17 protein-coding genes are annotated in these 19,287 nt (G+C 30.4%); 8 read left to right on the forward strand and 9 right to left on the reverse strand.

The features are described from left to right. Positions 1–14: 14 nt before the first annotated feature. Together HY951_12305 and nth are read right to left on the reverse strand one after the other, a co-directional pair. Complete coding sequence (locus HY951_12305; protein ID MBI5540836.1) at positions 15–722, reverse strand: hypothetical protein; 708 nt, start codon at positions 720–722, stop codon at positions 15–17. Between the two features lie 113 nt (positions 723–835). Then, a complete protein-coding gene (gene nth, locus HY951_12310; protein ID MBI5540837.1) occupies positions 836–1,489 on the reverse strand; it encodes an endonuclease III in 654 nt (217 codons plus the stop codon). Positions 1,490–1,561: 72 nt separating this feature from the next. Between nth and aroE the strand changes: the two genes are divergently transcribed. From aroE to HY951_12335, 5 genes are all read left to right on the forward strand, one after another. Continuing rightward, positions 1,562–2,293 (forward strand): shikimate dehydrogenase, encoded by a 732-nt coding sequence (gene aroE, locus HY951_12315; GenBank protein ID MBI5540838.1) that lies wholly within the window; start codon positions 1,562–1,564, stop codon positions 2,291–2,293. A 105-nt stretch (positions 2,294–2,398) separates the two neighbouring features. After that, a complete protein-coding gene (locus HY951_12320) occupies positions 2,399–3,721 on the forward strand; it encodes a pyridoxal phosphate-dependent aminotransferase (GenBank protein ID MBI5540839.1) in 1,323 nt (440 codons plus the stop codon). 157 nt (positions 3,722–3,878) lie between these two features. Next, the gene (locus tag HY951_12325) at positions 3,879–5,678 is read left to right on the forward strand and encodes a YgiQ family radical SAM protein (GenBank protein MBI5540840.1); all 1,800 of its coding nucleotides are present in this window, start codon (positions 3,879–3,881) and stop codon (positions 5,676–5,678) included. 121 nt (positions 5,679–5,799) lie between these two features. After that, positions 5,800–7,185 carry a hypothetical protein gene (locus HY951_12330; protein ID MBI5540841.1) on the forward strand — a complete coding sequence of 462 codons (1,386 nt, stop codon included), beginning with the start codon at positions 5,800–5,802 and terminating at the stop codon, positions 7,183–7,185. A gap of 87 nt (positions 7,186–7,272) precedes the next feature. Further along, positions 7,273–8,076: an alpha/beta fold hydrolase gene (locus HY951_12335; GenBank protein MBI5540842.1), complete on the forward strand. Its 804-nt coding sequence runs from the start codon at positions 7,273–7,275 to the stop codon at positions 8,074–8,076. A gap of 202 nt (positions 8,077–8,278) precedes the next feature. Here HY951_12335 and HY951_12340 read toward each other — a convergent pair whose 3' ends face one another. From HY951_12340 to HY951_12350, 3 genes are all read right to left on the reverse strand, one after another. Next, positions 8,279–9,565 (reverse strand): MFS transporter, encoded by a 1,287-nt coding sequence (locus HY951_12340; protein MBI5540843.1) that lies wholly within the window; start codon positions 9,563–9,565, stop codon positions 8,279–8,281. A gap of 312 nt (positions 9,566–9,877) precedes the next feature. Beyond that, positions 9,878–10,312 (reverse strand): Hsp20/alpha crystallin family protein, encoded by a 435-nt coding sequence (locus HY951_12345; GenBank protein MBI5540844.1) that lies wholly within the window; start codon positions 10,310–10,312, stop codon positions 9,878–9,880. Between the two features lie 196 nt (positions 10,313–10,508). After that, positions 10,509–12,257, reverse strand: a complete 1,749-nt coding sequence (locus HY951_12350; GenBank protein ID MBI5540845.1) for a M14 family metallopeptidase — start codon at positions 12,255–12,257, stop codon at positions 10,509–10,511. Positions 12,258–12,367: 110 nt separating this feature from the next. Here HY951_12350 and HY951_12355 point away from each other — a divergent pair, with 110 nt between their 5' ends. Beyond that, complete coding sequence (locus tag HY951_12355; GenBank protein MBI5540846.1) at positions 12,368–12,820, forward strand: hypothetical protein; 453 nt, start codon at positions 12,368–12,370, stop codon at positions 12,818–12,820. A 113-nt stretch (positions 12,821–12,933) separates the two neighbouring features. Here the strand turns inward: HY951_12355 and HY951_12360 are convergent, their stop codons facing one another. The 4 genes from HY951_12360 to HY951_12375 all read right to left on the reverse strand — a co-directional run bounded on the left by HY951_12360 (position 12,934) and on the right by HY951_12375 (position 16,719). Continuing rightward, positions 12,934–13,416: a GNAT family N-acetyltransferase gene (locus HY951_12360; GenBank protein MBI5540847.1), complete on the reverse strand. Its 483-nt coding sequence runs from the start codon at positions 13,414–13,416 to the stop codon at positions 12,934–12,936. Positions 13,417–13,486: 70 nt separating this feature from the next. Continuing rightward, the gene (locus tag HY951_12365) at positions 13,487–14,473 is read right to left on the reverse strand and encodes an ATP-grasp domain-containing protein (protein ID MBI5540848.1); all 987 of its coding nucleotides are present in this window, start codon (positions 14,471–14,473) and stop codon (positions 13,487–13,489) included. After that, positions 14,470–15,447: an ATP-grasp domain-containing protein gene (locus HY951_12370; protein MBI5540849.1), complete on the reverse strand. Its 978-nt coding sequence runs from the start codon at positions 15,445–15,447 to the stop codon at positions 14,470–14,472. The genes HY951_12365 and HY951_12370 overlap by 4 nt, the downstream gene beginning before the upstream one ends. A 12-nt stretch (positions 15,448–15,459) precedes the next feature. Beyond that, the gene (locus tag HY951_12375; protein MBI5540850.1) at positions 15,460–16,719 is read right to left on the reverse strand and encodes a KamA family radical SAM protein; all 1,260 of its coding nucleotides are present in this window, start codon (positions 16,717–16,719) and stop codon (positions 15,460–15,462) included. Between the two features lie 336 nt (positions 16,720–17,055). On the opposite strand from HY951_12375, the gene HY951_12380 reads away from it, so the two are divergent. Together HY951_12380 and HY951_12385 are read left to right on the forward strand one after the other, a co-directional pair. Further along, positions 17,056–18,480 carry a tetratricopeptide repeat protein gene (locus HY951_12380; GenBank protein MBI5540851.1) on the forward strand — a complete coding sequence of 475 codons (1,425 nt, stop codon included), beginning with the start codon at positions 17,056–17,058 and terminating at the stop codon, positions 18,478–18,480. Continuing rightward, positions 18,480–19,259, forward strand: coding sequence for a phosphosulfolactate synthase (locus HY951_12385; GenBank protein ID MBI5540852.1), 780 nt, complete (start codon positions 18,480–18,482; stop codon positions 19,257–19,259). Before HY951_12380 ends, HY951_12385 begins: the two co-directional genes overlap by 1 nt. Positions 19,260–19,287 lie beyond the last annotated feature (28 nt).

Here is a 19,287-nt window from a genome sequence, read left to right on the forward strand (position 1 = left end):
TTTTACGAGGTTTATTATTTTTTGTTTTCTAAATCATCATTTTGATTTTTAATTGCTTTACCATTCTCATCCCATTCAATATATTTTATAATTTTTCCATTTTCATAATAACCTTCAAATTTTCTTTTCCCGTTTTTATACCATCCTTCAAATTTCCCATTTTCAATACCTGATACATATCTTCTTTCATTCATTTTTTGTCCGTTATCAAAATACCATATCTCTACACTGTCTTTTACTCCGTTGTCATAATATCGTTCAGTAATTTTACTTCCGTTATCGTTATAATACTTCCAATATCCATTTTCCTTACCATTATTAATGTTTCCCTCTCTTTCCAAAACTCCGGTTTCTGTCCAATAAATCCATTTACCGCTACCGGTTCCTTCCATAAAAGATCCTTCAGCTTTTTTAAATCCACTTTTATAGTACCATTTCCATTTACCGGTTTCCAAACCATTTAAATATTGGCCCTCACTTGCAAAATTACCTGACTTGTCATAGAACAAGGCTTTGCCATTTTCAACACCATCAATTATAGTTTTTTTGTATTCTATAACTCCTTCAGAATTTTTCCCAACCATGATTCCTGTAAAAGGTTCTTTAGTTTTCTTTAGACAGATTAAGTAGTCATCTTTTTCAAATAAATCTTTTGTATCTACTTCCTGAGAAAATACAGAGCTGACATAAATAAATGAAAATATGATAAATAAATACTTCAATTTTGATAAAAATGTTTGCTCTAAGTTATATTTTTTAGTATAATTTTATTAATTGTTCTGAAAAATATTTAACCCTTTTGCTAACAATCTATATTATGTTAATTACAATTATATTACTCGTTGTTATTTTGTACATTTGTTGAAAACCAGCTACAAATATTAGTAATTCCACATTCTTCGCACAAGGGTTTTCTTGCTTTACAAACATATCTGCCGTGTAAAATAAGCCAGTGATGCGCATCAGGAATAATCTCCGGTGGAAAATATTTTATCAATTGTTGTTCTGTCTGAAGTGGATTTTTAGCATTTGTACTTAATCCAATTCTTGCCGCAACACGAAATACATGTGTGTCAACAGCAAAAGCAGGCTTATTAAATATTACAGCAGCTACTACATTTGCGGTTTTACGACCAACACCTGGAAGTTTTTGAAGTTCATTAATATCATCAGGCATTATTCCTTTAAACTCATGATAAAGCATTTTTGACATTCCATGTAAATTGTGAGCTTTGTTATTAGGGTATGAACAGCTTTTTATTAATTCAAAAATTTCTTCTTCCTTAGCATCTGCCATTGATTTAGGATTTGGGAATCGTTTAAAAAGGGCAGGAGTAATAATGTTTACTCTTTTATCTGTGCACTGTGCCGATAAAATTACAGCTACTAATAAATGAAATGGATTTTTATAATGTAATTCTGTTTCCGGCTTAGGCATTGACTTTGAAAAATATTCAATAACTCTTTCAAAAAGTTCTTTCTTGCTCATAATAATAAATTGAGCTGTGAAGATACATTTTTTTACATAAAGAAGATTTTGTAATTATCTTTGAAAAAAAAAATGTACGGACTAATTGGAAAAAAGCTTTCTCATTCATATTCTGCTATTGTTTTTCAAAAACAATTTGGTAATTCACATGAGTTTAAGTTAATTGAGTTAGAAAAGATTCAGGATTTTAATAATTATCTTAAGCATAATAATGATTTGAAAGGTTTTAGTATTACTATACCATATAAAAAATCAATTATACCATATTTATCATATCTGGATAATGTAACAAAGGAAATTCAGGCTGTTAATACAGTTAAAATTGTCAGGCAAAATGACAAGCTAGAATTATTTGGATATAATACAGACGTGTATGGTTTTACAGAAGCTTATAAACAATATTTTAATTCCAATATAAAAAATGCTTTAATTCTTGGCACAGGAGGAGCATCTGATGCAGTCAATTATGCTTTAAAGCAATTAGGAATTAAAACATTAAAAGTCTCAAGAGATAAAACAAACCGCGATACTATTACATATAGTCAACTAACAGATGAAATTATAATTGAAAATAAAATTATAGTAAATGCTACTCCACTAGGGATGTTTCCAAATACTGAGACCTTTCCTGATATAAATTATACCGCAATTACAAAATATCACATTGCAATTGATTTAACTTATAACCCTGAAGAAACTGCATTTATGAAAAAAGCACAAGCAGAAAATGCAAGAACTTTTAATGGTTTTAAAATGTTAGAACTTCAGGCAAAAAAAGCTTGGGAAATATGGGGTTTAGTATAATATGAAATTATTTACTAAAATGATTATATAACATTTTAGGTCTTATTATTATTTACTAATATTGTAACCTTAAAATTTTAAATAAATTCTAACATGAGCGAGACCATGACGAAGAAGACACCTATAGATTATGAAGTTGTTAGCAACGTAATACAGGCAAGTGGAATTACTGATATTGGACGCGCTACTATCCGCGAATTAGTAAAAATGGTGAACGATATTGAACGTCTAACGGGCGAAAAATATGTTCGTATGGAAATGGGAGTCCCCGGATTACCAGCTCCTCAGATTGGAGTTGAAGCTGAAATTAAAGCATTAAATAGTGGTGTTGCTTCAATTTACCCAATGATTGATGGTATTCCTGAATTAAAAAACGAATGTGCAAGATTTCTTAAACTTTTTGCAAATATTGAAGCTTCTCCTGAATGTTGTATTCCTACTGTTGGATCAATGCAGGGTGGGTTTGCTTCATTTATGTTACTTAGTAAATGTAGAAAAGAAAGAAATACTACACTATTTATAGACCCAGGTTTTCCTGTTCAGAAACAGCAACATCGTGCATTAGGTATTCCTTATGAATCATTCGATGTATATAACTTCAGGGGAGAAAAACTTCGCGAAAAAATTGAGAGCTATTTAACAAAAGGTAATATATCATCTATTATTTATTCAACTCCTAATAATCCTTCTTGGATATGCTTTACAGAAGAAGAATTAAAAATCATAGGTGATTTAGCTACTAAATATAAAGTAGTGGTAATTGAAGATCTGGCTTATTTTGCTATGGATTTCCGTACTGATTTATCTAAGCCTGGTGTGGCTCCTTATCAACCTTCTGTTTCTAAATATACAGATTTTTACATTTTGTTAGTGTCGGGTTCTAAAGCATTTAGTTATGCCGGACAAAGAATTGGAATGTTAGTAATTTCCAGTAAATTATTCGGAAGTGTATATCCCGATTTATATCCATATTTCCAAAGTGAGAAATTTGGTTATGCAATGTTATACAGAGCTATTTATTCATTATCATCAGGTACAGCACATTCTGTTCAATACGGTTTTGCAGCAATGTTAAAGGCAGCTAATGATGGAAAATTAAATTTTGTTGAAAATGTAAAAGAATATGGTAAAAGAGCTAATATAATGAAAAAGCTTTTTACTGATAATGGCTTTAAAATTGTTTACGATATGGACGATGATAAGCCAATAGCTGATGGATTTTATTTCACAATTTCATATCCGGGTTTTGAAGGTGATGCCTTATTAAGAGAAATGTTATATTATGGAATCAGTGCAATTTCTTTAGTAATAACTGGAAGCGAGAGAATAGAAGGTCTCAGAGCATGTGTTTCTCAGGTTGGATTAGATAAAATACCTTTACTTGAAAAACGATTAAAACAGTTTAATTTAGATCATCCATTAAATTAACAATAAAAAGGGTTAGTGTTATCACTAGCCTTTTTTTATATAATATTCTTAGTGTCCACTCTTAGAATATTGGATTTATTCCTTTATTGTAAATATCTTCAACAAATAATAAATTATAATTAACTTTGCGATAATTATTTCGCAATAGTACTTCTATATGAATCGATGGTTACCAATTACAAAAAAAGAAACCGAACAGCTTGGCTGGACCGAGGTGGACGTTATTCTTATTTCAGGTGATGCATATGTAGATCATCCTTCATTTGGTGCTGCAGTTATCGGAAGAGTTCTTGAAAGAGCCGGACTAAAAGTTGCTATTATTCCACAACCACAATGGAAAGATGATTTACGTGATTTTAAGAAGTTTGGCAGACCTCGTTTGTTCTTTGCTATAACATCAGGCAATATGGATAGTATGGTAAATCATTATACTGCACATATTAGAAAACGCTCTGATGACGCATATACTCCGGGCGGTAGCGCCGGTTTTAGACCTGACTATGCTGTAACTGTATATTCGAATATTGTAAAAACTCTTTATCCTGATGTGCCTGTAATTATTGGTGGCATTGAAGCTTCACTTAGAAGACTGGCACATTATGACTATTGGTCAAATTCATTAAAACCATCAGTTTTAATTGATAGTAAAGCTGATATTCTTGTTTATGGAATGGCTGAAAAACCTATGATAGAGATTGCCCGAAAACTTAAAGAAGGAGCAAAATTCAGCGATTTGAAAAATATTCCTCAAATTGCATATATTGAAGACAACATTATAGAAAATGCAAATAATATTGTAATTGCTTCATATGAAAAATGTCTTTCAAACAAAGATTCCTTTGGTGAAGCATTTAAGAGTATTGAAATTGAAAGTAATAAATTTCAGGCACAGGTAATTGTTCAGCCACATCAACACCGATTTGTAGTTGTTAATCCACCTTATCAACCGGTTACTACAAAAGAATTGGATAATTATTATGACTTGCCTTTTACCCGTCTTCCACATCCTAAATACGCTAAAAGAGGTGCTATTTCTGCATATGAGATGATTAAATATTCTGTAACAATACACCGTGGGTGTTTTGGTGGTTGTTCGTTCTGTTCACTGGCTATTCATCAGGGAAAATTTATTTCTAACCGTTCTGAAAAGTCAATTATAAATGAAGTTGAGAACATTGTTAAGGAGCCGGAATTTAAGGGGCAATTAAGTGATTTAGGCGGACCTTCTGCAAATATGTACAAACTTGCAGGAGAAGATTTTGAAATTTGTAAAAAGTGCCTCCGCCCATCTTGTATTTTTCCTTCTGTATGTAATAATTTAAGTATAGATCCATCTGCAATGTTGCAGTTATATAGAAAAGTTAGAGCTATATCAGGAATTAAAAAAGCAGCAATTGGCAGTGGAATAAGATATGATATTAATCTTGATAAAAAATCTAGATTCAGAAAACTTAATCTCGAATATCTTACAGAGGTAATTAAATATCATGTTTCCGGAAGATTAAAAGTTGCTCCCGAACATTCTGTACCACATGTTTTAAAACTAATGCGTAAACCATCATTTGAGTATTATGCTGAAATGAAAGATTTTTTCGAAAGAACTAATCGTGAGAATAAAATAAATCAACAAATTATTCCTTATTATATTTCAAGTCATCCGGGATGCTCATTAGAAGATATGGCTGAACTTGCATTGGCAAATAAGCAAACATCAACACAGCCCGAACAGATTCAGGATTTCACTCCAACACCAATGACATTGGCTTCGGTAATGTATTATACAGGAAAAGATCCTTATACCGGGGAAAAAGTATTTGTCTCAAAGTTAATGGATGAAAAAAGATTACAAAAAAGTTTTTTCTTTTATTATAAGCCAGAATTTAAGCATATTATAGCTTCAGCTTTATATAAAACCGGAAGGAAAGATTTAATAGCTAAACTTGGGTTGAAAAAATAAAAATTCTTTGTTCAAACAAGTTTTTTAAACCAGATAAATCTTCTTTAAAAATCTACTTAATTTTTCTTAACTATATTGTGTTTATATGAAATTTACATTAGGTTTGTAAAAAAACTTATAAATGAGATTATTTTTATTATTTATTTTTCTTTCAGTAATTGTAATTAGCTGTAATACATCATCAACAACTACTAATATTGAAACTATTCCCGAAGATACTATTATACCTCAGGGAATAAAGCGAGGAGTTATTAATGTTATCTCGGCTGTTACAGATGCATCTTGTAAGTATGCTTTATTTGTTCCTGAAGATTCATTAAAATCTTATCCGTTAATTGTAATTTTTGACCCACATGCTTCCGGAAACCATGCAGCATCACAATATAAAGATCTGGCAAATAAATATAAAATAGTTTTAGCTGCATCTAACAACATTCAGAATAATATGCCTTCTGATCGATATACATACTATTCAAATTGTATAATAGATGATGTAATGCATAACACAGCTATTGATTCCAATTATGTTTATTTAATGGGATTTAGTGGTGGTGCCCGTGTAGCTTCATTTCTTGCTCAACATGAAAATGTTTTTAAAGGTGTTATTGGTTGTGGTGCTGGTTTATCTGATTTAATTAATATAAAAACTTCTAATTTTTTATATGTTAGCTTCGCTGGTTATACAGATTTTAATTTTTTAGAAATATATAAATCAGAGAGTGTTATTCGCCAGAATTTACTAAAAACACATTTTAAATATTTTGAAGGTAAACATGAATGGCCTCCTGATTCTATCATGGAATATGCATTTGTTGCTATTTCATTAGATATGAAAACAAAAACAACAGATAACATTAAATCATTTCTGACACGTGAAATTTCTTATACTAAGAAAATTCCCATCCGTGATGCATGGAAAAAAACAATGACATTTAAGGCAATAAGAGATTTGTTGTCAACCAACCAGCAATTTCAAACTGAAAAATCTTTTGCATTTAATTATCTAGGAGGTTATGAATCCAAAGCAGCTGAAAGGTCTTTAAGCTTATCATTAACATCTGAAACAAAATCACAATCAGAAATTCAAAAATCTTTTGTCGAAAAAGATATGGAATGGTGGGATAAAAAAATGAAAATTTTAAATGCTGCATTAATTAAAAAAGATAAAACTCCGTCTGATTATCGTGATATACGTTTACTAAAATATATTAGTATGGTTGGTTATATGTTAACTTCTCAGGAATTAAAATCAGGAGAAACATTAATGGCTGAAAAATATCTTAAAATATACAGACTTGCAGATCCTGCAAATCCTGATGTAATATTCTTTACCGGAGTATATTTTGCAATTAACAAACAATACAAAACAGCTATTGATACCCTTAATCGTGCTCTACAAATGGGTTTTTCAGATAAAAACAGATGGAAGTCTGAATCTTCATTTATTTATTTAAGAGATTCGTTACGGTTTATTGATCTGGAAAATAAGATTAATTCAATGCCATAAATTTTTTTATTGAAAATATTTGAAAAAATCTTTTAAAAATTGTAAACTATTTTTTTAAGTATCGTAAAATATAATAAAGAAAAAAACATGCTTAGATTATTAATAATATTAGCTGTTTTAACTTTAATAGTTAGTTGTTCTTTCGAAAAAATGTTTTATTATCCTAACAAATCTCTAAATCGTCAAAAAGAAGCTGACAGTTTAGGATTTGAACATGTAAATTTTGCCTCAAAAAACAGAAATATTATTGACGGTTATTATGTAGCACCAATAGATTCTGCAATTGGAGCTATTTTACTTTTACATGGTAATGCTGGTAATATTTCTGATCAGATTTCAAGTTTGTTAATTTTACAGAAAGCAGGTTTCGAGGTATTAGTTATAGACTATCAGGGCTTTGGAAACTCACAAGGAGAAGTAAGCCATCAAAATCTAGTTGATGATGCTGAATGTGCTTTAATTTATTTAAAAGAAAAAACAAAAGGCAGAAATATTCCTATTGTCGTTTTAGGAAGATCAATAGGAGGGCATCTGGCTGTAAAAATTGCTCATGATCATCAAAAAGAAATAAAAGCTTTGGTTATTGAAGGAGCATTTACTAATCATCATGCAATTGCAGTTGAGATTTCACCTTTTTGGCTTCAACCATTTGCGCAAATACTTGTAAAATCAAAATATAAAGCTTCTACTCTAATTAAAGATATTTCTATACCAAAATTAATAATTCATAGTACAGAAGACGAAGTAATCCCATACTGGATGGGGACTGAACTTTATAACAATGCGCAATCACCAAAGGAATTCTGGGAAATAAAAGGTCGACATATTTATGGTATGTGGCTTTATACAGATGAGTACATGAGTAAACTAAAAAAACTTATTGTAAAATAACATTCTCTTTTGTCATTCTGAATGTAGTGTAACGAAATGAAGAATCTATTCTAGCAGTTAGATTCTTCGCGATGCTCAGAATGACAATATGGATTTGTTATTCTGAATTAAACGTAATGTAACGAAAAAATAGTACTCTAAAAAAATGTATCTTTTGTCGCATTTGACATTCAACATGACAAACATAAATTTACAAATATTGTTATAAACTGTATTTTCTCTGACTCTTTAATGAAATACCTACAGCAATAGCTAATAATACAACACCTGTTAAAAAAGTTGCTGTAAATCCTACTAGCCAGTATATCCAAACTCCTAGCAATGGAGCCAAAAACGAACGAAGTCCGGTAAAAGTTAAATGTATGGATTGATATTCGGAAGCCTCTTCAGTTTTACAGAAATAAACAGAGCCTATACTCCATAACAACGACATTGTTGCGGCAAATACACCATTAAATAACATTGCAATAAATAGAGTATAATATAATCTGATACCTTCAATTTCCGAGAAATATGGGAAAAAAGATGTGGCAGCAATAAATAATAAATAGAATAATAGGGATGCAAAAGTAATTGCCGAGAATTTTCGGGGATCAATTTTTCCCATTAATCTTCCAAAAATGGGAAGCAATAAAATTGCTAACAGATTATATGAGTTTTTATAAAATGCAACACTTGAATAATTTAGGTCGAGCCCTTTTTCAAAGTAAATTGTTATAACGGATACTGTCCCCATAAATGCAAATCCATAAAACATAAAAGCAGCTTCAAAATCGCGAAATGGCTTGTTTAATTTCATTTTTGATTTCATGTTTTTAATGCTTCGCTTTACCGATTGCCAAAGCGGGAGAGAAGGTATAACATTTAAATCTTCTGTTGATTTAATTCCTGACAGTAACCATACAGAACATATCCCTAGAACTGAAATTACAGGAAAAACATAACGGTATACATTTTCATTCTGATCAAGTAAAACGCCGTACAAGAATGTTACAACCATCATTACAATTTTGTTTGCGATTGTAGCATAACTATATAATTGACTAAATTTTTCGTGACGATAGCTTGATTTGAGTAGCTGATTTATTATTGGAAAAATAATAGGATTTGCTAAATAATAAGTCAGAAAAATAAGTAAAAAAACTAAGTGATATATTTTGTTTGATTCAAGATTACCGACATTATCAGGAAAAAGAAAAAGCAGAAAAAGTGGAAGTCTTGTAATTAATCCAACTGTAATAATAAATCGCTTCTGATTTTTAATTCGTTTCGACCACTCATTTAATAAAACTGAAAACGTTAAAACAAAAACTGAAAATTGAAAAAGCAGACCAACTGAAACATCGCTTCCATTTAGACTTTTTACAAATACAAATTCATTTAAAGCTAAGACACCAACTATAATCCCTTCAATTATTGAGTAAACAAAGTGCAACCTGAATGTTTTTTTTTCAAGTTGTCCTAGATTTTTATTAAATAATTTAAGCATTCAATATTTTTTGTAATTACAAAGGTAATTATTGATACATAAAAAAATGCTTAATTTTCTTTTTGTCATTCCGACTGAAAAGAGGAATCTAGTTTGTATAATAATATTGTCAAAATAGATACTTCACTATGTTCAGCATGACAATATTATGAGTGCATTTGTATTATTTTTTGTCATTTCGAACGGAAGTGAGAAATCTAGTCTATATAATAATATTTTCAAAATAGATGCTTCGCATACTCAGCATGACAATATTGTAAAAAAAAAGTGCCGCTATTTTTTTAGCGGCACTTTTTTAAACTAATTTTTAAATTAGTTAACACTTATCTGGCGAGGCTCTTTTTCTTTCGCTTCTTCCTTCTTGTTAATTGTTACGGTAAGAATTCCGTTTTTGTGAGTAGCCTCAATTTTCTCTGCATCTGCAGAATCTGGAAGTATGAAAGAACGTTTAAAATATGTGTAATTAAATTCTTTACGCATAAATTTCTCTTCTTTCTCTTCGTTTTCATTTTTCTTTTCGCCAGAAATTGTAAGCAAATCATTGTGAAGATCTATTTTGAAATCTTCTTTGTCCAATCCTGGATTTGCAATTTCAATTCTGTAGTTTTCTTTCGATTCAACAATATTTATTGCAGGTATACTTCTGTTATACACAGGAGCATTGTTGCTAATAAAGTTGTCGAAAAAGTCGTTGTTGAAAAAGTTGTCAACTAGACTTGGGCTGAATGTTCTTAATCTTGGTAACATAATTTTGTCCTCCATTTTTTTAGTTAATAATTGATTTATGCTCGAGGATTTTCAAATTATATTCCGTTATCAAAAATTTGAAAAAATGTCAGAAACAAAATGCAAAATAATGCCATTGTGGCATGTTTAAAAAATATTAAATGTCATTACGGCAGTGTGGGATTATATATTATTCTATATTAATGTATTGCAATTTCTAAAATATTTTCCCAATCGGATATATATTTTGTTGCTTATCTGCATATTTAGATCTCACATAAAACCAATTCAACATTTCGTATGAATTCTTTTTAAAGTCGGGATTTACTTTAAGTTCATTTTCAAAATCAGCTTTTAATTTAGCGTCATTTGCCAGCATTTCACGAGCAAGAGGTTCCAAAACATATGATTCACCATATTCTTTTTGTTCAAATATTGTATTGAAATATCCAAATTTTAAAAGTGAAGCATCTGACTTCGGTTCTAAAATATGTGCAACTAATCTTGATTTTGATTGGTTTAGTGGAACCAAAATTGAACCAGTTGGTAATTGAATTTTTATTTTTATCGAATCGGCTTTAAAAGAATTTACTCTTTGCCTTCCTTCATATGGAGTATCAGAAAATTTAACGTCAGAAAAATAATATGTAGAGACTTCTATTGTAGTATCTGTTTTAGTAATATTGTAATTAATGTTATGAGTTTTTAATATATCTTCAACAAATGTATATTGTTTAGGAACCACATAATATTTAGGCAGGTTTGCAAATATTGTTGGTATAATGTTATTAAAGTAAGGTAATTTATAATTTTTTATAGTTTTACCAAATTTAAACCATGTACCACCTGTTAAATCACTTTTTTCCTGAGTATATTCCATTCCTTTAAACTCAATAATTGTACTATCGCTTGTATAATTGAACTCTAGCGGAAAAGGTTTGTTTCTGAATTTTTCAGATGCAGAATATGAATTAGCTTCTTTTCTGAATTTTTTTAGTTCATTTCCAGAATTATTTAATATCTGTAAACTGTATTCAAACATTTTATATGTTGAAAGAACTCTTGTTTTATAATCCTTGAGCATGTGCGATTCAATCAAAAATCCAGGGCAATTAACCATTGCAGTATAACCATTTGATAACATAGGAGGAGTAACCCAGCTTTCCAATCCACTTTCTATATTATGCCATTCTCTAAAACTAACATAATGAAATATAGGATAATTTACTTTCTCCATTAGGTTGGTAATTGAAGGAAGAAAAATATTTTTTTGCCAATTGGTTAAATTAGAATCCATATTTCCATTAATCTCAATACCATATGTTATCGGGTAAATATAATCAGCACCGTCAGTAACATGACTGTCAATAAAAAAATCTGGATCTAATTTATTGAATAATTCAATCCATGCTTTCGTTTCAGATGCTTCAGCTTTTATATAATCACGATTTAAATTCAGATTATTGGCATTTGTTCGCCAGCCCATTTCCTTTGGTCCATTTTGATTTATTCTGTTGTATGCACTCCACCTCTCATGCCCATCAACGTTTAATATTGGAATAAAAACTACTGAAACATTATCAAGATATTTTGAAATATTTTTGTCTGAAATAAAATCTCTGAAAAGTAGAAAGCCTGCATCCTTACCATCTGGTTCACCTGCATGAATACAAGCCTGTATTAGCAAAATAACTCTTCCTGTTTTTTTTAATAAAGAGATATCTGAAATATGATCTTTATCGGCAATTAATACGGGTAATTCTCTGCCTTCAGGACTAACACCAAATGAGCTGTAATGTATAATTGGTGATAATTTGGCTAATGCCTTGCAAAATGCTATTGTTGAATCGTAGCGTGGTGTCTCTAAATAATTTGATTTTTCGAAATAAGTAATCAGCTTATTATTTTGCGAAAACAATAATGATATCGAAAAAAGCAATATTAAAATTGTAATTAAAATTCTCATACATTAATTATTAGAAAAATGAGTTTACTTATTTTCATCAAAAATAGTTATAAAAGCTTAAAACAAGTATTGGTTTTGTTAAAACGAATGTAATTTTGTAAAAAAAAGAGATGATAATAGAAGAAGGAAATGAATTCAATTTTTTGGTAGAGAAAATAATCGATCTATCAGATGAATCATATTTCATTTTATTGTCAGAATTTGATAAACAATATTTGCTTCCAACTAAATATTATGATGAATATAATATTAAAGTAGGAAACGAAATCAGATGTAGAATAGATAGGATAAATTGTAGCGGAAGAGTATTTTTAGAACCTAAAAGTCCCATTTACTCAATAGGCGACAAAGATATTTTTACATTGTTAGATGTAAAGCAAAAAGAAACTCGCAAAACAAAAGATAAGTATTTGGTAATTAAAGCTAAAAGCTCAAAAACAAATCGCGCGATTGTTGTTAATTATTCAAGATGTTTAGACTATTCGCTTAATGAAAACTACCTGTGTGAGGTTATTAAAATTAAAAAAGCAGAGATGCAGTTAAAACTTATTTCGAAAGTCTAAAATCCGAAATTCTGACTTAAGTTTCCTATAAAGAGATTGCGGCTCAATTTGCTGCGGCAAACACAATTTCGAAAGAAAATTATTGTCAGGTCGAAAGACCTGACAGCATAAAACTATAATCTAAAAACGTACATGAATTTATCGTCACCAGGCTGATAAAAATCTTTAATTATTGCCTCAGCTTTGTAGCCAACTTTATCATAATACATTCTTGTGGGAAGATATTTTTCTGTACCTGATGTTTCGGCAATTACTAATTTTCCGCCTCTGGCTTTAATTGCTTCATGTGTTTTTTCTAATAATTGTTTGCCAACACCTTTTCCCCTGAAATCATTATGTGTTGCAATCCAGTATAAATCAAAACTACCAATCGTGCAAGCAATAGGACCGTAACATGAATATGCTACAGTTTTTCCATCAACTTCAAGAAATAAGAAATAATACTCAGTTTGCTCCTGACCGTGTGTTAATGCTTCTTTGGCTAAATCAACAGCTACAGGAATTTCAAAATCATAAAAAAAACCGGTAGATTCAACAATATTCTGAATATCGGTCAAATCTGATTCTCTTAGCTCAGTGCGAAATGTTATGTTCATCTTATTTAGTTTTTTGCCATCCTGAGGGTTTCGAGTATTCTTCGACAAGCTCTCAACATGACAGTGTTTTTTAGTTTAAATGCCTTACTGTATCTTCAATCATTCTTGTAATTGCATATGAAAAACTATATCCCTTTTTTTCGCATGCACTGTAAAATCCACTGCCAGGTGTTATACAAGGATTTGCATTTACTTCAAGAACAAATGGGTTTCCTTCTTTATCAATTCTGAAATCAACTCTAACAAAGCCTGTCAATTGAAAAGTATTCCAGCAATCAATACAAATTTTCTTTAAAAGATTTACTAATTCTTTTTCTGCTTCTTCATCAATAAAACTACGAGATGTATTATCGTATTCGAAACTATTTTCTTCCCATTTAGCACGGAATCCCATTATTTTTGGTTTACCTTCAGGATAATTATGGAAATTCATTTCTGGAACAGGAAGTACTTCCGGGCCTTTATCTCCGCCAAGAACAGAAATATTAAATTCTCGACCCTCAATATATTCTTCAATAAAAAAATGAAATGGGCTTAATGTTTTTATTTTTTCAAATTTATGAACATCTGCACCTTTAAAAACCAAATCATCATCAAATCCTAACGAACCATCTTCAAGCTTTGGTTTTACAAGATAGGTTTTGTTTTTATCTAATTTATCTGTTTCATATAGCTCAAACCAATCAGCTGTTGGTATATTGTTACTTCGCATCCAATGCTTTGCTAGAGGTTTATTTGTAGTAATAAATAAGCCTTCAGTATTTACACCTGTATAAGGAATTTTTAGATTATTATATAGAGCAGGAGCGAAGTATAACAATTCGCCATGATTATTTATACTTTCAACAAGATTAAAAATCAAATCCGGTTTTTCTTCGAGTAAAGATTTTTTTAACTGAGACAAATCAAGATTTACAGTTATTTTACAGGTATTGTATCCTAATTCGTGCAGACTGTTTTCAGCCAGTTCAACCTGATCTAGAATATCGAGTTCATCGGGTCCTGCATTTTGTTGAACCTCGTTATAAACTATCGCAACTTTTTCAAATTTTCTCATTTTTTTATTCTTTGAATAGCTGAATCCATTATCATTTCAATTAATTTTTGGTAGCTGATTCCGGCAAAACGACATAAAATCGGCAAATCGGAGTGTACAGGATTTAAACCAGCCAAAGGATTAACTTCAATAAAATTTAAAACTCCTGTATCATCCATTCTTAAGTCAACACGGCCACCATCGCGACAGCCAAGAACCTGCCAGCAATTCTCTGTTAATTCGTAACAAAGTTTAGTAATTTCTTCTTCAGGAACAGAATAATCAATTACTTCGTGATAATTTTCTTTATTTTCTAAGCTATATATTTTTGTTTTTTCTGTTTTCTTGAAAACTACTTCCATTATACCAACCGCTCTGGTTTCTTTTCCTGTACCAACAACACCAACAGTAAATTCTCTTCCAGGCAAAAATCTTTCAACCAATACAGGCTGATTAAATTTTTTAAGAAGCATTTTGCATACTTCTTTTAATTCTTCTTTTGAAGTTATTTTTGATAATCCTGAAATGCCTTTTCCTGTTCCTTCGGCTACAGGTTTAGCAAAAAGAGGAAATTTTAATTTAATATCATCTACATCGTTTATTGTTTCAACAATTGCAAAATCGGGTGTAGCTAAACCGGCATCTCTTATAACACGCTTAGTTAGACCTTTATGTAATGAAAGTGAAAGAACAAGACCATCAGAAAAAACATAAGGAATATTGTATGCATCAAGAAGGCAAGGAACCTGTGCTTCACGTGCCAGTCCATACATTCCTTCAGAAATATTAAAAACAATATCCCATTTTTTTCCTTCAACAAGAAGTTTTGCGAGATTACGAATATGACCTATTCTTTCAGTTTCAAATCCTGCTTTAATCAAAGCATTTTCGATACCTTCAATTGTTTCTTCTTTGTCAAATTCGGCAGTTTCTTCTTCGGTAAAACCTTCTTTAAGATATTCGTCACGAAGGTCGTAAGTTATCCCGACAAGCATATATTAAATTTATTATTCTGAAATGTAATCAGGATAAAGATATGTTTTTCCTTCGTAATTCTTAAGTTTTAAACCTTTTTTATTATGCGAAGTAACATAATCTGGTAGTAAAGGAATTTTTCCACCACCACCCGGAGCATCTACAACATATGTTGGAATTGCATATCCGGAGGTAAATCCGCGCAATCCTTTAATTATTTCCAAACCACTTTTTACTGTTGTTCTGAAATGTCCTGACCCAAGAATAGGATCGCACTGATATAAATAATAAGGTCTGACACGGAATTTTAATAAACCGTGCATTAGTTTTTTCATTGTTGTAACATTATCATTTATATCTTTAAGTAAAACTGTCTGGCTTCCTAATGGAATTCCGGCATTAGCAAGAAGCTTTGTTGCCTGCTCTACTTCAGGAGTTAATTCAGATGGATGAGTAAAATGAATACTCACAAATAACGGGTGATATTTTTTTAGCATGTCAACAAATTCCTGAGTAATTCTTTGAGGAAGCACAGCAGGGACTTTTGTTCCGATGCGGATAATTTCAATATGCTGTATTGAACGTAATCTTTGTAAGATATATTCTAGTCTGTCCTGCGGTAATGTAAAGGGATCTCCACCAGAAAGCAAAACATCACGTACCTCAGGATGATTTTCCAGATATTCAAAAGCTGGCTCAAAATCATTTAAACTAAAATGTGATTTTTCTTTTTTAGCAACCATATGCGATCGTGTACAATACCTGCAATATGTGCTGCAAAAGCCTGTTACGAGAAAAAGTGCTCTGTCGGGATAACGATGAACAAGATTTGGAACGGGACTATTGTTATTTTCATGAAGCGGATCTGATGATTCGCCTGGAAAAATTTTATATTCATTTGCAGAAGGAACTACACTCTTATAGAGTGGATCGTTTGCATCCGAAAAATCTATGAGGCTTGCGTAATATGGAGTTATTCTTAATGGAAGAGAATCTTTATTAATAGATTCGTGTGTTTCGGGGAGTTTTATTTTAAAGAATTTTTCTAACTGACTAAAATATCTGAAACTATTTCTAATTTGCCAGTGCCAGTCATTCCATTCATCATCGGTTACACCAGGTAAGTACTCTTTTCTGAAAAAAGATGTAGTTTTAGTTTCAGTTGTATGTAAAAGAGAATCAATTACTTTATGACGATTAATGTGGTATTTTGCAACCAGACTCGGAGGTTCTTCTTCCTTGTTCACCTCTGTCTCATTTATTAGTGATTCGCTTAATGAATTGCTTTCCATAGTTTTAATAAATCTTCAATTGAATTATTTTTCGTAAATATTCGATACAATTTTACATCAAAAATGATAAGTAAGTGACTTTCAAAAAGAATTAATTTTAATATTTTTCAACTAACATTATATCACAACAAATATTCATAACACATAATAGTTCAGATACTATTACAATTTGAAAGTCGAGTTTATTAACATTTACGATTTTAGTTTATTCAAAAATAAGAATTCAAAAAACGTCAATTGGTTTTCAGAAAAAAAAACATTGAAAATTTAAAAATAAAATTTGATTTTATTTATCTTCATTTTTTTCGTATTTTTGATGTTGAATGAGGAAATACTATGTTTGAAGACAACGATCGTTATTTTGAGGAAAAAAATCGTGAGGAGATTGTTCATCGCTACGAAGATTTGTTGCGAAAGAAGAAACCTTTCTTTTTTGATATAGATGACTTTGAGTCTATTATTGATTTTTATGTTGAACAAAATAAATTTTCAAGTGCATTTGAAGCTACAAATATTGCATCTGGACTTTTTCCATCTTCTCCTGAAATAAAGCTAAAAAAAGCACAATTATTATTAGATAAAGGTAAACCGGTTGAAGCTCTTTCAGAATTAAAAACTGCGTTAATTCATGATCCTGAAAATTTTGAAATATTTTTATTGTTAGGTATTACTTATTTAAATCTTAACAATACCAAAGAAGCTATAAGGAAATTTGAAGAATGTATTAATATTATTCCTGAAGACTTAAAAAAAGATGAAATATTATTTTCAATAGGATTTCATTTAGGGCATACAAACAGATTTGCTTTAGCAATAAAATATCTGAATAAATCCATTGAAATTAATGCTGATAATATTGAATTATTAGCTGAAATGGCATTTTGTTATGATGGTATTTCAAATTATAATAAAAGTATAGAATACTATTTAAAATGTATTGATATAAATCCATTTTTAGAATTTAATTGGTATAATTTAGGTCTTATTTATATAAAGGCTAACAATATAGAAAAAGCAGTAGAAGCTTTTGATTATGCTCTTGCAATTGATCCAGAATATTTAAGTGCATATCTGGCTAAGGCAAACTTATTTTTGTCACTTGAAAAATATTCTGAAGCAGTTGAAATATATAAAGAGTATTTAAATTATGATACTGACTATGCAGATGTTTACTATTATATAGGAGAGTGTTTCGAAAAAATGGATAAACTAGATGCTGCAATTAAATACTATGATATAACTATAGAAAAAAACAAAAATCATGCTGACGCATGGCTTGGTTTAGGTGTTATAAAAATGTATCTGGAAGATTATGCAGGAAGTTTAGTTTGCTTAAATAATTCTGTATTGATTGACGCAGAAAATCCCGAAGCTCAATACTCATTAGCTGAGTTATATTTAAAAACAGGTATGTATAATGAAGCATTACCTCATGTTGAAATAGCAATTAAAGTTGCACCAGAGGAGGTAGATTATATTTTATTACAATCAGAATTATATCAGGCCCTTGGAGAATATCAGAAATCTATTGATGTGCTTGAGGATGGCTATTTTTCAATAGAAGAGAAAGCACCAATTTTATATCGTTTAGCAGGACTTTACATTTCAAAAGATAAAAATCAGAAAGCTGCAGATTACCTGAAACAGGCCATAGAAGCAGATTCTGCATTAATTTATGATTTTTTAAAAATATTTCCTGATGCAAAAGATTTTGCAGGTTTCAAAGGCTTATTAAATTTGCCGAATAAAAAATTAAAATAATGAACTACAAATTACCATATATACCAGAACGTGATGAAAAACCAAGAAAGAAAGGTTTAACAATGGTTATGGACAAAGGTTTAAGCATACAGGAAGCTGAAAACCTTTGCGATTCTTCTGGTCATTTAATTGATTATTTAAAACTTGGTTTTGGAACTTCACTTGTTTCAAAAAATGTTAAAGAAAAAATAAAATTATTTCAGCAAAATAACATCAGACCATATTTTGGGGGAACCCTTTTTGAAGCTTTTGTAGTAAGAAACATGTATGATGATTTCAGAAAATATGTATCAAGTCATAATGTAGATATGGTCGAGGTTTCTGATGGTTCTATGCATATGGAGCACGATGTTAAATGTGAATTCATAAGAAAACTTTCACAAGAATTTACTGTAATCTCTGAAGTGGGAACAAAAGATGCAGGAATCATTATAGCTCCGAATAAATGGATAAAAATGATGAAAAATGAGCTTGCTGCAGGATCTGTAAATGTAATTGCTGAAGCACGCGAAAGTGGTAATGTTGGCATTTTTAAATCTAACGGAAATGCCCATGTTGTTTTGATTAACAAAATACTTGAGAATGTTCCTGAAAATTCAATATTATGGGAAGCACCAAATAAAGCACAGCAGGTTTGGTTTGTAAAATTATTAGGTGCAGGGGTAAATCTCGGAAATATTGCGCCTAATGAGGTTGTTTCTCTCGAAACTATTCGTCTTGGTTTACGTGGCGATACTTTTCTACACTATTTGCCTGACGAATTAAAAGAAGATGAATAAAAGTAATTTACTTCTTTAAGAATAACAA

Source organism: Bacteroidia bacterium (assembly GCA_016218155.1).
GTDB lineage: Bacteria > Bacteroidota > Bacteroidia > Bacteroidales > GWA2-32-17 > GWA2-32-17.